This is a genomic window from Wolbachia endosymbiont of Drosophila aff. chauvacae BK-2020 (assembly GCF_032848195.1).
GTDB classification, from domain to species: Bacteria; Pseudomonadota; Alphaproteobacteria; order Rickettsiales; family Anaplasmataceae; genus Wolbachia; species Wolbachia pipientis.
The window spans coordinates 602914-619927 of record NZ_CP136586.1 but is presented as its reverse complement, the minus strand read 5'-3'; the positions used below and the strand labels follow the sequence as shown (position 1 = coordinate 619927).

The following is a 17014-nucleotide window of genomic DNA, read 5'->3' as shown; positions in this document are numbered from 1 at the left end:
TTCCTAAAATAGGAGGTTACCAATGAAAGAGAAAGTAACAGAAATCTTTTGTATAGTCGATGATTTTTGCAATACAGTCGATGAAAATTTTGCAGAAAAACTTCTACCAAGTGGCAAAAAACCAACCAGGACGCCAGAGATTACGCATTCAGAGATTTTTACCATAATATTGCTATATCAAGTGCGACAATTTTAAAATTTTCTATGTGCATTATTTGAAATTATTATACGAATCAGCGTTTCCAAAATTGCCATCCTATAGTAGGTTTATCAGGCTAAAATCGCAGGTTTTATGGTATTTAGCGCTCTTAATGCAATGGTTTTGCGAACAGTCAAAAGTGACAGGGATTTCGTACATAATCTATCGCTGTTTGCCATCCAAAAAGGACCTCGAGAAACAAAGTTTTCAAAGGGTTGGCAAAGATTGGAAAGACTACTTATGGGTGGTTTTTCGGTACATCTAGTAATCAACGAAACTGGCGAAATTCAAGGGGTTACGGTGACAAAAGGCAACGTTGATACCTGTGCCAAATTTAACTCAGAAATTGACTGGATTATTGTTTAGAGATAAAGGATATATCAAAAAAGATCTTTTTCACGAATTATTCGATAGAGGGTTAAAGCTTGTAACCAGTATAAAAAGGGTATGAAAAACTCATTAATGGTGCTAAATGAGAAGATTTTGTTAAGAAAAAGATCGATTATTGAGACAGTTTTTGGCTCTCTGAAAAACAAATTTGAGATTGAGCATACTCGCCACAGATCACCGATAAATTTTTTGGTACACATTTTTTCTACGCTTGTTTCATATTCCATGCAGCCGCTGCATTTCTAAGCTTTACTTCGTTGGCTAATCCGCAACTGGGGTATATAGGGTTGACACCAAGGCAATATTCTTCTGGAAAAGTTGATCGGCATGGCAGCATATCAAAGATGGGACCAGCGGAATGTAGAAGTATGTTATATGAAGCTGCACAAACAATGCTTACAGTTACCAAGAGGACATTTAAATTAAAAAACTGGGGTTGCGAAGAAAAAAGGAATGAAAAAAGCAATTGTAGCAGTAGCAAGAAAATTAGCTGTAATTATGCATAGGATGTTGGTTGATAAAACAGAATTTTATTATCAATAAACATCAAAAGAGCATAGGACAATAATTTTATTGAAAATAAAGATAGCAATGCCGATGGAAGGGACAAGCAAGAACTTAGTTAGACTTCGTGGTAAACATGTTGCCGTCCACTTCCGCCTAACAAGTATAATGCGGCTTGACAAATTTATTGTCATCTCAGACCGCGGAGAGAACCATATGCTACTTTTAACTTCTGTAAAATTACCAAGGATTATGGAGAAGATATGCTGTTTTGATTTGTGTGAAAATTATTGTTGACTTATGTGCAATTAGAGAACCTAAGTCACTTTAGCTATATATAAAAGGTTTAAGTGGTTGTATTGATGTATCTTTGTATTAAAAAACACCCAATAAGCAGAGTTGTAAGTGGAATAAACCACAAAATGTAAGTGCTAGGTGGTACGATTATAATTGAATTGCCGTAAGAATTTTTTAACTCTGAGATTATCTCTTCATCAGTGTATCCATCATTGATTTTTTTACGAATTGCTTCTCGCATATCATACGCGATCTGAGATCCAGATTCAGACAATGATTCGCCAGAACATATTGGACACCTTATTATTTCAAATAAACTGGTTGCTCGTTTTTCCATGCTTTTATCTCTGAGTTTATTATCCAGAGTAAAAGCGTTTACGCCTGAGTGGAATATCAATATGAAAAGTAAGCTAATTACTATTCTCATTCTTGGTTAATTGGATTATTTTACTGAGTTGGTTCATAAAATCAGTGATGGATAACTTTCCAATAAAGCTTGACCCTACATCATCATCGTACTTTATTGAAAATTGAATGCCATTATCAGTTGTTTTTTCTGATAAGGAAGGTACTAATTTTTCGAACGCATCTGAAGTTTTTGAGTCACCAATCATAAACGAGATTAATTCTTTATAATTTGATATAGCCACGTTGATTTTGTCTTTAAATGAATATGTAACTAAGTTGTAATTGTTTACCCCACCATCTGCAGCAAAAGAAAAATTATTACTTTGAATCAAAAATTTCTCTATATTGAAATTAATTCTGGAAGCCGAGATGTCGTTTACAAATTCATAATCAAATTTAATGTCGATACTAAGGTAACTTTCAGGACTTGCAGTATTTTTATACCGATAAGTATACAAATCAAATCCTAGCTTAGCATTTCCACTCAGTTCTTTATCGAGGTGAAATTGAATGTAATTGCTTTTATCATTCACTTCAGTTATAACACTTTGCTGATTTTCTAAAACATCACATTTTAATCCATAATCTTCGTAACGAAGTGTATCTATATAGTCTATCACGGTACTATTTTTGTTGAATCGCAATGAAGATGGTAAATCGTTTAGTCTAACAACAAAGTGGCTGCTATCGTTTGTGTGGCATTTTATATTCTTTTTCTCATCACCATGAACAGCAATATTGACTTCATTGCTTGGTATGTAGATATATACTGATTTATCAAACAATCTATTTTTTATCAATAAAGCATCAGATGAGATGGTTAATTGCTCATTGGAAAATTTTGGGTTTGTCACACGAAAAATTAGGTTAGAAGGAAATCCACTAAAATCATGTGAAATATCAAATTTTTCGTCGTTAATGTATAGTATTGTTTCAGCTAAAAGATTTTTTACCTTACATGCAGAAAAATACCAAAAACCACTATACGCTACAGGAATAAACAAAAGTAAAGAGATGATAATATAGATAAAAATCTTACGCATAGCTAATCACTCCCCTGTTTATCCAATGATATATTTCTTGTACCCCTTGGTATGGTTACACACAAGCCGTCGATATCTTTTGTGATTTTTATTTGGCACCCAAGTCTTGATGTCTCTGTTAAGCCGAAAGCTAGGTCTAACATATCATTTTCCTCATCAGATATAGGGTTATGTATTTCTACAGCATTATAAAACTTTGGATCAACAATTACATGGCATGTAGAGCAAGCAAGAGAACCTTCACATGCACCTTCAAGCAGATCTGGATCACTTCTGTGGGCTAAATTGAGCAGAGTTTCTCCCTCTGCAGCTTCATAGCTTTTCTTACTCCCATCAGGTAAAATAAAAGTAACAGATGGCATATTATTCCTATTAAAATCCTTACTAATTTCTCTATATCCTACAGGTAATAACTAATATTTGCAAACTCTTTACAATTCCAGTGCCTATTTTTTGTTATCCAAGTAGCCGACACTGGTTTCCAGAAAAAAGGGTGTTATGCAAGTAGCTGACACTGGTTTCCATCCAAGACGGCAGTGCCCTCTTCTTGTCATCCTAGTGCCTTCTTCTTGTCATCCCAGTGCCCAGACACTGGGATCCAGGAATTTTATTAAGTTAGTAAGCATAAAAGTATAGCTAACGCGAGCTCTACGTCATACCGCCGCGGTATCTCTAGATCCCGCTAACACGTAGCGGGATGACGGTTGTTGTTTAGCTACAAACGTTAAGAAATTTACTAAGCGAAAAAAAAGGCAAAAGAAGCCCCGTGGTTATTATCTGCTTTAAAATATTGGCGTTTTTTATGTTTTAAACGCTTGACAAGCGAAATTCAGTTGCTTTTAATTGCAACTAACCTACGCTGCAAATGTTTAAGAAATTTACCAAGCAGAAAAAAAGACAAAGAATCCCCGAGTTAGCTAGTCTTTTACTATCTCTGTCGAGTATTGGCATTTTTTGATGTCTTGTAACGCTTTATAAGCGCGTTCAGCTTATTTAGATAAAAACCTAGATGTAGATGAAGTTTTGTAAAGACATACAGTATCTATATACTGCAAAAAATTGAACATAAGACGCCGATACATTAAGTAATCCTTACCTTTTAATCTGCAGATTGGCGAAAGCAAATACAATAGCTTCAGTTTCATGATAAGGGCGCTGGCGGAGTTTGTCAAGTAAGTTTTTTGTTTCTATTGAATGACAGTTGTAACCTACGAAAGAAGTCTGTTGTAATTTGTACGATATCTTTATAAAATGGTTCGCATAAGTTATCTAGCAGTGCAACTAAACAAATACAAAAATCAAAACGTCGCGGTTTTTGGTCTTGGTAAAACTGGTTTATCCGCCATTAACGCTCTAACAAAGAGTGGTGCAAGAATATATGCATGGGATGATCATGAAGAGCAAATAGCAAATGCAAAAATGATGTATAAAAAATGTAATTTTATTCATCCCAAGGAATACAATTGGCATGAGATCAGTGCATTGGTTTTAAGCCCTGGAGTGCCAACAGAGCCACATTGGATAGTAAAACTTGCAAGGAGATTTGATTGCAAAATAAAATCAGACATTGAGCTATTTCTTGAAGCTAAAACTACGAACCAGAAGGTAATAGGCGTCACAGGAACAAATGGTAAATCAACCACTACATCACTAATAGGGCACATATTAAAATCTGCAGGGAAAAAAGTAGCTATTGGTGGAAATTTAGGCGTTCCTGTTTTGGATCTAGAAAGAGATGCAGAAATTTATGTAATCGAACTCTCCTCTTTTCAATTGGAGTTGATGAATGAAATTAACGTGGACATTTCAGCACTGCTCAATATTACACCAGATCACATAGATAGGCATGGAAGTATGGAGAACTACATAGCAACTAAATTAAAACTGATAAACGGTAGTGAGGTTGCCGTAATAGGATGTGACAATGAGATTACTGCTGATATATTCAACAAATTCACTGGAGACAAAATTCCAATCTCAGTAACATATTCCCCGATGTCATTCCAGCGCGTGACGCTGGAATCCAGAAAAGAAAAACCATTGCCAACTACTCAGATGACAGAGGGTGGTGCAAGAGATCTAATATCATTGGCAGGTAACAATTTGCTTGATTATAGTGAACAGATTACTGGTATAGATCGAAATTATCTGGATCCCAGTGTCAGCTACTTGGATGACAAAAGGGGCACTGGGATCCAGAAGATCTCGTTAAAACTAGAGAATCATAGCTTATCAGTAAGCGACGTGAAAATAAACCTAATATCCAACGCAGAAAACATAGCAGCCACATATGCCGTATGTAAGGTACTTGGAGTAGATAGCAACACTATTATCAATGGAATCAAGTCCTTTTCAGGACTGAGGCATAGGAATGAACTGCTTGGCAAAATAAGAAATGTGTTTTTCGTGAACGATAGCAAAGCAACTAATGCAAAATCGAGCGAAAAGGCGATCTTATCTTATGAAAACATAAATTGGATCGCTGGTGGAAGAAGCAAAAAAGGTGGAATAGAATCATTAAGCAAGCATTTTACAAGGGTTAGAAAAGCTTTTCTTATTGGAGAATCAACCGAAGCTTTTGCAAATGTTATGGAGAATAAAGTAGATTATGTTAAATGTTGCAATCTAGAAGATGCATTCAGATTGGCTTTTGAAGAGGCCTTAAATAGCGCAGAAGAAGTAACAATATTACTTTCTCCCGCGTGTGCTTCTTTTGATCAATGGAAAAATTTCGAGGAACGTGGTGAAGCATTTTGTAGAATGTTTGAAAATCTCAGGTACAATCACACATGCTGTTTAGTATGATGTTGCGTGGAACAAAAGTTAATAATAGATAAGCTAATTAGGGTTATTCCATTTGAAGGGATAAGCGATGAAACCCTATTAAAGGTGTGCACTGACCTTAATCTAGCTAATAGCTTTTGCAAATTTCAGAATGGAATATATAGCGCTTTGGAGCACATAGCAGAGGACTTAAATAGCTCAATGGAAGCTGAATTAAGAAATTCTAATTTAGAAGATATGAAAGTGCGAGAGCGAGTAAAGTTAGCTATTCAAATACACCTTTCAAACTATGCTAAGCTACCGAATTATAGAGAACTTTTAAAAAATGTTTTATCATTCTCCGTATCACCAAAAAATACATATTTTTCTAGTAAACTTTTATACAGAACTATTAGTGCGATTTGGTATGGCATTCATGACCAATCAACAGATTTTAACTACTATACAAAAAGAGCAATATTAGCTGGAGTGTACTTAAGTACGATACTTTTTTTTATCAATGATTATTCAGAAGATTTTGTGGATACTTTATCGTTTCTTGATAACCGTATCAACAATGTCATGACATTTCAAAAATTCAAAACTCGCTTAAAAGGAATCATAGGAAATTTCTTATAAGCTATTGATTGTTGGTAGAAAAGTACTTGAGCACGATCCTGAAAAGGTTTGTGAAAATAAAAATATTCATGCTGATCATAAAGAACATTTAGTTTATTGTGAGGATAATAATGGTACAACAAAATACACCAGTTACGAAGAAAAAGAAAATAAATTTATTGAAGAAGCACATGAATATTTAATAGACTCTGAATTTAATAAAAATTTTGATCTAGGGCAGTACAGAATAAGTAATTTCTCCGGAAACTTGACGAAAATAGAACTGGAACTCATCAATGAAAAGTATATGCAAGTTTAAGTTGATAGAGAAAGAAAAATTATTCTTGCTATACCGTAAATACGTTCCAAGATTATACTAAAGTCTTTATTGCACTCAAAACCTTCGTTTTTCCTAATCTCTAGAATTATCAATGCATCATCACTTAACCAGCCTGAGTTAGCTAGTCCATTCAACGTTGATTCAACTAGATTGCTACTGTAAGGTGGGTCTATAAAAACTATGTCGCATTTTGAAATAGGTTTTGGTAAGCAGTTAGCACTGCAGCAAATTAGCGTAACATTGTCCGTAATTCCAAAATCTTCTGCTGTTTTTTTAGGCAGTTGCAAATTGTAATAATCTGAATCCACCATGAATGCATGTTTAGCGCCGCGAGAAAGCGCTTCAAATGAAAAAGAGCCACTTCCGCAGAACAAATCAAGTACATTCAAGTTATAAATAGGTTTTCTTGAGGAAAGTATACTAAATATTGCTTCTCGAACAATACTCATAGTTGGTCGTGCAGCTAAATGCTTACCTGTAGTTATTTTTCTTCCGCGATATTTGCCTGCAATGATGCGTAGCATATTAAATAAGCTCCAAAATAATTAATTATTTATACTATATGATTAATGTCAATATGGCTTTAGCAGTTTAATAGAGAGAAGCTATCGAGTCGCTTGTAAGAAAAACACAAACACAAGACTCATCAGTTATCTTTTTCTGATTTGCCTGCTGCATTAATTGCTTGACCAATCTCATCTTGTAAATCATCATGATCATTTTTTTCATCATGATTTAGCCCTTCAATTCTGCTTTCTAACTCTAACTTAATTATAGTATTGATTTTATCTATATTATCAAGAAAGCCTCTACATTCTTCTTCACTATACTCTTCACCAGATGCTTTTTTTTCAATAAATAGGTTTTTAAATCCTGCTAGATCAGAATTCTGATCGGTATTTAGTACAACATTTCTCTCTATGAAGCTAAGATCTGACAGCAGTAAGCTAACCTCTAACAGATCTTCACTTTTCACGCTTTTAAGGTCTTCAAGACTTTCTAAAATACTAAACACCTTAATCCTTTCTTGCACAATCTCTTTGTCTTCCTTATCAAATTCAGACAATAAACTATGATTATCTACAAATTTCTCACTCAAAGCTTTATTCAATTTAGCAAAATTGACATCCTTGTCAAGTGATGTGTTATCCCGCAACAAGTCTACCCTTGCCCTACGCGCATTTAAAATGTCGTCGTAGTCATTTAACTTTATGTTGCCATCTTTGTCTTGCTGCAATTTATAATAATCAAGGCCTTTGAAATTTTTATTAGTCTTCATCTTCAATCCTCTTCTCATCTCCTTTTGCATCTGGTTTCCTCATTGGTTCCGGTAATTTCCTTTTACTGTCTTCTCGATTTCTTTTTTCCTCTCTTTCAGCACGTTTTTTTATAGCTTCCTGGGTATTCATTTCAAAAAGTGCCTTAACGTACTCTTCTGGATTTTTTGGTTCTTTAAATAAAGGCTTAAGATTATAAACTTCGTCTTTTCGATCTCTTTCTTCTTTTCTTCTAGCTCTTTCAGCACGTTTTTCTACAGCTTCTGGAGTGTTCATTTCAAAAAGTGGTGAGAGGTTGTAAACTTTATCTTGATTTCTTCTGCCTTCTCTTTCAGCACGTTTTTCCATACCTTCAAAAGCAGATCCAAAATCATCAATTTCATCTGAACCTTTTGGTTCCGTGCCTAAATTTCGTGTCACTTCATTTGATTGATCAGGCTTATCTTCTTCTGTTGGCTGATCATGCTGTAGTTGATTAGGCTTGTCTTCTTGTTCTGTGCTTAGTTCTCGTACTACCTTATCTGGCTGACCTCCCCCTCGTAGTCGAAGAGGGTCGCCTTCTTCTAGTGGCTGATCATGGTTATCTCTTACTAGTTCCGTGCCTAACTCTCGTTCTACCTTATTTGATTGATCAGGATTGTCTTTTTCTGGTTCTCTCTTACGGCCGATAGTGTAATCATGAAGCTTCTCTAAGAAATCTCGCCTATATTCTTTTGCTCTATAGAGTAGGTTATGATCATAGCCATGCTTTCCTATAGAGTCAAGACCATGCTCCCAAGTAAACTTCATAGCATCTTCTATTGTATAGCCCAAATGTGATCCTACGTATCCTTTATAATAATCTAAATATTTACCGATCCTTCTGTGTGTAATATCTTCCTTATCAACTCCAAATGCCCTGTAAATTTTTTCCTCGAGCTTATCAACATCATTTTCAGGCGATGTTGCAAACTTCGTTGCTTCAATAGTAGCACCTACAAATTTACGTGGCACATCAATAGCGTATTTCAGCACTCCTCCAACTCTTGGTACTCTCCCCAGCAGATTAGCTGCACCTCCGGCTAATCTATCCGGTAAATGAGTAGCCCAACTGCCTAAAGACTCAAGTCCTCTACCAGCAAAATTTTGCCACTGCTGTTTGAATCCTTCCATTATGCCAGTCAAAGGCGATGCCTGATACATACTAGATATATTGTAAACGCTGAATCCACCACCAGCAATACTTGAGCCCATTTGTTGTACGAACGTGCGTAAGGAGAACATTAAAAATGAAAGCAAGAATAGTATAAAGATTTCCCCTGCATTGATTAAATAACCTCTCTGTATGTCTTGCACCCTTTGGTAATCGCTATTTTCTTGATAATTTTTGCAATCCTCACAATCTTTACATTTCTGACAGTATTCACTGTTGGGATCCTTATATAAATCATGAAGTTTCAGTATTCTACAACCTTGTTTTTCTACCGCACTCCGCACTAAAGATCTTATTTCATTAATTATTTCCCTATAACTATTGCATTTATTTATATCTTGACAGTAGCGTTTTATTATTTCACTAACATCACCTATCCTTTTCTCTATATTGTTGATCAGTAATATAATGTCAGCCCTCTCTGATGCATGAGATAAACTATTTGTTAAGCGCACTAGATCTTTTTCACTACAGCCATTACTAACTACCATATCACTTTCTGCAATATAGTGGTCTGCTGGATTATCTTTAGTTCCAGGAATTGGATTAAAGAAAGGATAATCTATATAACGAAACCCTTTTATATGTTCACCATTTTTATCTTTAGGGTAATCTGGTGGAAGCGGGATATATCCAGCACCACCAGTAAATTTTATTGTACCACCTTCTCTGCTTATCTTTTCTATACCTTCTATACTTTTATCTATGTTAAGAGAAGAAGCTTCTCCAAGAGTGTAAGGTACAAAAATTTGCCCTGGGGTCCAACCAAAGTACTGCTTATCAACGATACAAAAACCGCCAAACACCCATTTTGGAGCACATAACTTTACCTCGAACCATTTATTGTAGCATACAGTAAAACCTAGTTGTCTATAAAAGGTGTTCATTATCATTGAAGCCAACAATGACAAGAGAGTAAATATCATAATCGATTGTAAACAAAAACTGATGCAGAATTTTATCCAACCTTCAAATAGACTTTTCAGCAGTGAAAATAAAATAGAAATTAGAAACAGTGGCATGATAGCTATAAGAAAAGCTATACCCATAAAGCCAGAGAGAAATATTATGTAAGCATACAAGCACAACAAGAAGTATAGTACAATCCCTATGAAAATTGCCGGTATCATAAGAAGGCTTGCCCACATTTGGTAATGTAAAAACGCTGCAAACTTTTTCCAAACAGAATAAGCAAAAAATTTATTGAACATGTCCTCCATGAAGCTAAACAACTTAGCTTCATCTCCTTGAGCAATACTTCCGGTGTTCATGTTGGGAGCAAAGTTAGTAATTACACTTATCAATTGTTCAAGACCTTTAACGAATAAAACAAGAAAATGATCATAGAAAAATCTAAAACTTCCAGGAGATATAAGCACTATTACTAGAGTGATTTTCATCATTCTGATGAGCATATCATGCTTAGTTTCTCGTATCATGCCAAAAAGATAAAGAAGCGATGAAATCATTACAAATAGAACAAGCAAGGAAAGAACAAAATTGTGAAAGCTCGTACTTTTTTCAGCTATATTTTCGAACATAGCTTGTGCAACTGCAGGATCATTGCTATTAAAATGTTCTTTGCAATTTTCGTTAATCAATAATACACATTTTAGATAGTTATAAATGTAATCAAAAAACCCAAAACTACTTGGCTGCTGCACTCCACTTAAGAACTCAAAAGAGTAGCCACCTACATTATCTAAGTAATATCTATCTAATATTTTTACATATATTTTCCATCCCTTTTTTAACTTCAACTCATTACAATTTCTGTCCTTTAATTTAGTGTTATCTCTGTCTAAAGTAAAAAATCCATTGTCGCCCTCTGCTGTGGAGTTATAACCTAGATGTACAGTAGGATATTGAGGATCGCGCATTAACTTTAGATTTTCGTTAGGATCATCTTTCCCCGTTTGAAACAAAAGATAAGCACCATGACCGTTGGTAAACCAACATGGAGCACCACGTGATACTGTATTTGCACTATCATCTTCATTAATGCACTTGCAATTTACAGTGCAACTTGCATTAGGCTTACTTGAAAATTTTTGTATGCTAGGTTTATAATCATTACAAACTAAGTGAAAATTAGGTAAACTATTATCACTTTGTTTACCTTCAAATTTAGTTGCATATTTTAACTGCTCCAAGCTTTGTAAGGTATAACTGCCTTTTTTAGATTCCTTCTTGTTATTATTACTCCAAGATGTCCATGCACCATTAACTCGCACTTTTAAACTATCTCCATTGGTTTCGAGTCCGGTATCCTCCCACTTCACCACTTGGTTATGGTGAAAACCATAATTAATTTCGCCAGTTTCAGGATCAATAACTTCTCCATCTCCTGGAATAAACGCATCGTGGTCGCTTGAAAAATGAGCGCTTACTGCAATAGGTTTAGGACCAAAATAGTCAGCAGATATACACCTTGGAAAAGGCATATCGTTTTTACTACAACCTGTGATCAGCACATAAGCTGCAAGAAGTAATACCCTAAACCAACATTTGCCTAAACGTGATTGCATATCTAAACTTTTTCCAAATACAGAATAAATTTCTAAAACTTTACTTAAAATATCTTTTTAATTAGTTACTCCATAATATCATTTATATCTTACTCCTCTCCATTTTCTTCCTTGTTTTTAGCTTTAGCACTAGGATCACTTCTTATTGTTTCATCAGAATTTTTTTGCTGATCTGATTGTTTTAATGTTTTAGGTCTATCACTCGTTGTTTTATCAGAACTTCCTTTAGAATCTTCTTTTTTGTCTGGTTGCTTTGGCGTGTTAGGTAATTTAGCCTCAATTTTTCCCCGATCTTTACTCATTTTCTGCTTGATACTCTGTATCATACTTTGGGTCTTATCATCAAGGCCAACGGTTGACAGCATAGCTTGCGATGCGCTCTTAGCAACTGTACCAACACCGCCAGTAACTCCATAACCAGAGCTAAATAGTGTTTGTACCATAGTTTCCGATATAGAAACAAAAGCTTCCATTGCACCGGCAATAATGAGGTATATAAACGCCTGGATTAGGTCTATAGGTAATGCTGCAAAGTGTCCACCAGCCCTTTCTCCGGTACTGAGTGCAACATCAACGCTAGTGCCAGGACTGTATCCAAGAGGCAGTATTGATTTCATCAAGCACAGATCATACGATAAGAAATTTACGCTAATTAAACATTGATAGCATGCAGAAAAATTTGTGAGGTTATATAAAACTGAATACATCAACTGATTTAAAAGAGATAAAAATGAAAATAAAATGACTGGTTCTAATGAAACATGAGCCAACGTTTTTATCCAATTATCAAACAAGGGTTTAGTCTTTTGAAATAGAATAAATACGATAAATAAAGGTGTTAATGACAGTAAAAACGCCACTAGAACAGTAGATATTACATATTTAAACGTAGCGCTAATAATGCATTTTAAGAACATAAAAGTAGCGTAGAGTATTGCCAAAAATGCAATAAAGCCAAAAGGACCAGAGAGCATCAATGATAAAAACTTTAACCAAGTTTCTGCTGTGAATAATACTCCTGCTGTCAAGTCTAAGAATGCAAATTTTCTCCCCCCTTCCCCTATATAGCCAGAAAAGCTATCAACCAAATAAGTGCTACCATCTATAAAAAGTCTGGATAAAGTTGTACCAAAAAGTTCCCAGCTTCTATCGCTAAAGGCAAAAGCTATAAATGCTATCTTGAACATTCTTACAATGAAATCAAATTTACTTAGCTGTATTGTTCCAAGCATATAGCCAATGACAGTAAATATAACGTATAGAGTAAGTAAAGCTCTTACCCCCTGAAGAAGACCTCTTGCATATCCTTTGTATGAATCTTTAACGCTGTCCCCAATTACTTCTTCTTTTATAAATTTAAATACCCCGTTTACATTCGATGAAATAAAATCATTAATTTTTCTTTTGACAAATAAAGTTACACTATACTTATTGTTTTCGTAATATTTGCCATTTTTGTCCGTAATGTCATCTTTCTCTACGTTGCTTACATTGATGCCGAAATATATCTTCTTAGGTTTGCATTCATCTGTTATAGGTTTTTTGTCTTTGCATTCATCTGTTAAAAGACCTCCATCTATTATATAATATACCTTATCCTTTGTTTTATCTAAGTGCTCTACTTTTTTGAAATCATTAGTCTTTGGAGCAGATGGATCCCCTGGCGGGTTATCACCCAAATACACATACAGTTTTTCACCATTGATATATTCACACGATCTAGTCACTTTAACATGGTACCCGCCCCTATTAGCTCCATAGTAACCATAATCTGCTATAGCAAGCATCACACTACTACCATATTTTACATTGTCATTTACTGCATAGTCACTATTTAATTTCAGAGAAAAATCCTCGAAATTGTCACTAATTTGCGAACACACATTATCCTTTCTTGCACCTACTTCATTATCTGGAAGACATTGCATACCTTTATCAGTATCTTGATCACCAAGATCACCAATTTTTGCAACAAGAGCCTCAGCCCAAGATTTATCATCTTCAGTAAAACTACCTGCTTTAACATTCCCTTCCATTTTTTCTAGATAAGAATACATATCACATTTATTTCCTTTATCGTACTTCTTATACCTTATAGAGGAGACACAGTTCCGTTCTTCTGCTCGACCTGAATCATAGCTCCATATACCTTTTCTAGTATAGCATATATTCTGATAGTAACAATTAAGCTCATAAGAACTGTACTTTTTTTTCTCATCCAAACTACAGTTTTTTCCATCACATAACTCATTCAATCCTATTTTAGCTCGGCGTAAATCGAACAGCGAGCCATGTATCCATGGTTCGTTGTTTTTAACATAACCTTTATTAAAATGTACCTTATTATCATATGGAGTGTACCCATTGCCAACTAGCACTTTGCTTTCCTTTGCTTTTGTTTTATCAAGAGGTAAAAATTTTATTTTATTTCTCTTTCCATCCTTGCCCTCACAAAAAAATTCCTCTCCCTCTTGCTTGCTAACATTCAATATTTCACTTTCTGACACTTTTTCACCTCCTTCTTCAGCTCTATAACAATTGTCATCAAAGCTGATACCTTTCCCTCCTGGATTGTCATAATCAATTGTTATTTTTCTGGGAACTAAGCTAAAGCTTAACTTATCACCAGGATTTACTTTAATTCCAGTGTCTACATAACGTCTATTGCTGCCAAATCCTTTACCACCGCACAATTCGTTTTTATTTACGCCTTTTTCATCAACGCCATAATTATTAGGCACATCGTTAATATTTGCAGCTTTACTATAATTTGGTTCTGAGCCATCAGCACAAAAGCTAGCTGGCACAAGTACTTTCCTTGGATTTTTGTCTTCTTTAAAAGGGCAAAAATTTACTGATCCATCGAGGGTGAATTTGATTTCCTCACCCTTACTAATTACTTGACCAGAATCAACCCAATGAATTTTAACTTCTTCACCAGCTTTATGAACTGGAACATCCACGTTAACACTAGTGTTTCTGCTCTGCAACCCAGGTTCGACACAATCCATGTTACAACCAGTGATTGCAAGACACAGTATCAACAATAGTGATCTTTTACTTATCATTGCTGTCTTCCTGGTGGTGGTATCTGAGGCGTTGACCTTTGAGTCCCTTGTGGTATTTGAGGTCTTGACGTACCTGACTGTTGAGAAGCACCTCCTCTTTCTCTTCTTTGAACGCTTTGTTCATCTAACCCTACTGTTCCCATTAAGCTTTGTTGATACTGTCTTCCAGGTTCGCTTGCTACATAAGCACCAAACAACGAGTCAGATATTGTCGAAGAAGCTTCAACTAAAGCTTTCATAGCGTGTCCCAAAAGAACAAAAGCCATCATAGCGGTAATATTAGGTGTATATTTGGAAGCATAACCATAAAAAATACAAGGGTTAAAAATCTTTAAGTTAATATTAAGTATACATGTAGAGCAGACCTCAAAATCAAATACTGAATACACAATATAATCCATAACCTGGCTTATCAGTGATATAAAAATTAAAAGCACTACTGGATGAATCGCAAATCTTGCTAAATTTTTAACCCAGTTGTGAAACATCTGCCTAGTATACGCAAATAAAAGACAAATAATAAAAATAGGTGCGAAAGAAAGCAATAACGCAACTATTGCTATAGATGTAATAAAAGAAAATAAGGCATTAAAAATAGATAAGCTCACTGTGATTAAACCCCAAATCACCAAGCAAAAAGATACAATGCCCAAAGGGCCAGAAAATATAAGAGATACTATTAACAATACTGAATGCGATGACAAGAACCTATTGAGCGGCAAATCAAGAAACTCAAAAACATTTGAAGTAGTGCCTCTAAAATTTGCTATTTCTATTAGTTGTTTTGGAGTGTTAATAAATATAGAGAATGCGTTGTTATAAAAAAAGTCCCAGCTATTATCCTGCAATAGCTGGGCGATGATTCCTATCTTTACGCATATAATTAAAAACTCATATATAGAAATATGAGTTAATCCAAAAAAGTAATAAAGAGTATATAAGATTATATATAGTACTAATAGTGATATTATAGTAGATCTAATGGTATTTGTTCTGCTTGATTTTATAAAACTTTCGTAAAGAGACTTTACAGGACTAGTATCAGAGTGAATTGCGTTAGGGTCTTTATAATTAGAGCCGAAAAATGCAGTTTTCACTTTTTCATCAAAGAAATTATATATTGCACTAAAAGTTTTTGTAGGTGGCTCTTTAGTTGTTAGGTTAATACTAAATTGACCTTCATTTTTGTAATCGCAGCCATGGTCTCTTATTCCGTAATATATGGTGCCTGTTTTGTCTTTTAATTTTCCTTTCAAGTTTTCCATGTCATGAACTTTGCTGATATCTACAGATATATCTGCTTGATTTTCACCAGGCTTATGCTCAGGGAATTTATCGGAAACACTTATATACAAGCTATTTTCCAGACTATGGTTCTTCGTTACTCTTATGTTGAACCCGCCTTTGTCATTTGTATTGTAGCAGCTCTTGTCATTTCTGCTACATAGACTAAAAGTTAAACTTGGTATTTGATGGTCATTCTCCATCTTATGATCACAACTAGTACATAAACCACCACCTGGAATGTGTTCAAGAGTTTCATTATCCATACCAACTTTTAGAAATGTAATGTCAGTTTTTACCTGTTTTCCCTTTAATACGTTACTAATAATTTCAGCAACAACAGATTCACCACTAGAATTTAAAGCATTGAATAGCTCAATTTCTATATTATTATATTCAATATACACGCAATCCTCGCCTCTACGACCAGAAGAAAATTTACATATACGTCTACAGAGTGAATTTAAAATGTGCGTATCTATCTTACTTGCACTGCTCTCTGAAAGCTTACTGCAATCTATATTCTCTCCTTGTTTTATAGAGTTAATAATATTTTCAATTTCCTTTTTTCTTTCATCTTGATCTAACTTCGAAAACCAGTACTCTCTTCCACTCAACCATTGCGCATCGCCTATTATATATTTATTAGGACATATCCCATCCTTGCCACCTTGGCATTTCTCTTGATTTAAAACATGTGCAAAATGTTCCGTTTCTTGCTCGCTACACTTTTCGTCGATTTTCAAATACCTGATTTTTGTCTCACTCTCTTTATCTTTACACACTTTACTTCCAATCACACTAAAGCTTATCGTATCGCCTTTTTTAAGTGCAAATGGTAATGCAACGTCATTTCTCCCAGGCCCAATTGCAAAATCTGCATACTGCTTAGGACAAAAATTAACCTTACTAGGCACTATATCAATCTCTGTTACTCTTATTCTATCTGAGATATTAACACCAGAATCAACCCATTTCTGCTCTGTTGACACTATATCTAGTTTTTCACGCAAACCTGATAAATTTTCTGGCTTAATACAGTGATGTTCCCCGCAGCCTGACAGAAAAAAAAACGGTATTATCAGCAAAAATTTTAGCATAAA

Annotated in this window: 12 protein-coding genes and 2 pseudogenes; 6 read left to right on the top strand and 8 right to left on the bottom strand. The window is 34.8% G+C overall.

Annotated elements, in window-relative coordinates; all coding sequences use genetic code 11:
• Window positions 1-22 precede the first annotated feature (22 nt).
• Window positions 23-854: pseudogene (locus tag R0F62_RS03265) on the top strand (IS982 family transposase).
• Window positions 847-1095: an IS110 family transposase gene (locus tag R0F62_RS03260; protein ID WP_049749685.1), complete on the top strand. Its 249-nt coding sequence runs from the start codon at window positions 847-849 to the stop codon at window positions 1093-1095. The pseudogene R0F62_RS03265 and the gene R0F62_RS03260 overlap by 8 nt, the downstream one beginning before the upstream one ends.
• Window positions 1096-1439: 344 nt before the next feature.
• Here the strand turns inward: R0F62_RS03260 and R0F62_RS03255 are convergent, their stop codons facing one another.
• Genes R0F62_RS03255 through R0F62_RS03245 form a run of 3 tightly spaced genes read right to left on the bottom strand, consistent with a single transcriptional unit; the run spans window position 1440 to window position 3203 of the window.
• Window positions 1440-1817 carry a cytochrome c-type biogenesis protein gene (locus R0F62_RS03255; protein ID WP_010962876.1) on the bottom strand — a complete coding sequence of 126 codons (378 nt, stop codon included), beginning with the start codon at window positions 1815-1817 and terminating at the stop codon, window positions 1440-1442.
• The gene (locus R0F62_RS03250) at window positions 1801-2841 is read right to left on the bottom strand and encodes a hypothetical protein (protein WP_010962877.1); all 1041 of its coding nucleotides are present in this window, start codon (window positions 2839-2841) and stop codon (window positions 1801-1803) included. Before R0F62_RS03250 ends, R0F62_RS03255 begins: the two co-directional genes overlap by 17 nt.
• Window positions 2842-2843: 2 nt before the next feature.
• Window positions 2844-3203 carry a ferredoxin family 2Fe-2S iron-sulfur cluster binding protein gene (locus R0F62_RS03245; RefSeq protein ID WP_010082412.1) on the bottom strand — a complete coding sequence of 120 codons (360 nt, stop codon included), beginning with the start codon at window positions 3201-3203 and terminating at the stop codon, window positions 2844-2846.
• A gap of 136 nt (window positions 3204-3339) precedes the next feature.
• Between R0F62_RS03245 and R0F62_RS03240 the strand changes: the two genes are divergently transcribed.
• The 4 genes and pseudogenes from R0F62_RS03240 to R0F62_RS03225 all read left to right on the top strand — a co-directional run.
• The gene (locus R0F62_RS03240) at window positions 3340-3477 is read left to right on the top strand and encodes a hypothetical protein (protein WP_010962879.1); all 138 of its coding nucleotides are present in this window, start codon (window positions 3340-3342) and stop codon (window positions 3475-3477) included.
• 615 nt (window positions 3478-4092) lie between these two features.
• A complete protein-coding gene (locus R0F62_RS03235) occupies window positions 4093-5646 on the top strand; it encodes a Mur ligase family protein (protein WP_007549232.1) in 1554 nt (517 codons plus the stop codon).
• A 6-nt stretch (window positions 5647-5652) separates the two neighbouring features.
• Window positions 5653-6243 carry a COQ9 family protein gene (locus tag R0F62_RS03230; protein ID WP_010082414.1) on the top strand — a complete coding sequence of 197 codons (591 nt, stop codon included), beginning with the start codon at window positions 5653-5655 and terminating at the stop codon, window positions 6241-6243.
• Window positions 6244-6265: 22 nt separating this feature from the next.
• A pseudogene (locus tag R0F62_RS03225) lies at window positions 6266-6541 on the top strand (hypothetical protein); the annotation flags it as partial.
• On the opposite strand, the gene rsmD reads toward R0F62_RS03225, so the two are convergent.
• The 5 genes from rsmD to R0F62_RS03200 all read right to left on the bottom strand — a co-directional run bounded on the left by rsmD (window position 6538) and on the right by R0F62_RS03200 (window position 17011).
• On the bottom strand, window positions 6538-7086 hold the full coding sequence (gene rsmD / locus R0F62_RS03220; protein WP_274979283.1) for a 16S rRNA (guanine(966)-N(2))-methyltransferase RsmD: 549 nt from the start codon (window positions 7084-7086) through the stop codon (window positions 6538-6540). The pseudogene R0F62_RS03225 and the gene rsmD overlap by 4 nt on opposite strands.
• Window positions 7087-7208: 122 nt before the next feature.
• Window positions 7209-7841: a WD_0853 family protein gene (locus R0F62_RS03215; protein WP_010082417.1), complete on the bottom strand. Its 633-nt coding sequence runs from the start codon at window positions 7839-7841 to the stop codon at window positions 7209-7211.
• Complete coding sequence (locus R0F62_RS03210) at window positions 7831-11559, bottom strand: TrbL/VirB6 family protein (RefSeq protein WP_274979282.1); 3729 nt, start codon at window positions 11557-11559, stop codon at window positions 7831-7833. Before R0F62_RS03210 ends, R0F62_RS03215 begins: the two co-directional genes overlap by 11 nt.
• An 89-nt stretch (window positions 11560-11648) precedes the next feature.
• Window positions 11649-14627 (bottom strand): TrbL/VirB6 family protein, encoded by a 2979-nt coding sequence (locus tag R0F62_RS03205; RefSeq protein WP_274979281.1) that lies wholly within the window; start codon window positions 14625-14627, stop codon window positions 11649-11651.
• A complete protein-coding gene (locus R0F62_RS03200; protein WP_274979280.1) occupies window positions 14624-17011 on the bottom strand; it encodes a TrbL/VirB6 family protein in 2388 nt (795 codons plus the stop codon). Before R0F62_RS03200 ends, R0F62_RS03205 begins: the two co-directional genes overlap by 4 nt.
• Window positions 17012-17014 lie beyond the last annotated feature (3 nt).

Excerpts from the sequence above, each read along its gene's own strand:
- rsmD (WP_274979283.1), bottom strand. The coding sequence starts at position 7,086 with ATGCTACGCATCATTGCAGGCAAATATCGCGGAAGAAAAATAACTACA.
- R0F62_RS03235 (WP_007549232.1), top strand. The coding sequence starts at position 4,093 with ATGGTTCGCATAAGTTATCTAGCAGTGCAACTAAACAAATACAAAAAT.
- R0F62_RS03210 (WP_274979282.1), bottom strand. The coding sequence starts at position 11,559 with ATGCAATCACGTTTAGGCAAATGTTGGTTTAGGGTATTACTTCTTGCA.
- R0F62_RS03245 (WP_010082412.1), bottom strand. The coding sequence starts at position 3,203 with ATGCCATCTGTTACTTTTATTTTACCTGATGGGAGTAAGAAAAGCTAT.
- R0F62_RS03250 (WP_010962877.1), bottom strand. The coding sequence starts at position 2,841 with ATGCGTAAGATTTTTATCTATATTATCATCTCTTTACTTTTGTTTATT.
- R0F62_RS03205 (WP_274979281.1), bottom strand. The coding sequence starts at position 14,627 with ATGATAAGTAAAAGATCACTATTGTTGATACTGTGTCTTGCAATCACT.
- R0F62_RS03255 (WP_010962876.1), bottom strand. The coding sequence starts at position 1,817 with ATGAGAATAGTAATTAGCTTACTTTTCATATTGATATTCCACTCAGGC.
- R0F62_RS03240 (WP_010962879.1), top strand. The coding sequence starts at position 3,340 with ATGCAAGTAGCTGACACTGGTTTCCATCCAAGACGGCAGTGCCCTCTT.
- R0F62_RS03200 (WP_274979280.1), bottom strand. The coding sequence starts at position 17,011 with ATGCTAAAATTTTTGCTGATAATACCGTTTTTTTTTCTGTCAGGCTGC.
- R0F62_RS03215 (WP_010082417.1), bottom strand. The coding sequence starts at position 7,841 with ATGAAGACTAATAAAAATTTCAAAGGCCTTGATTATTATAAATTGCAG.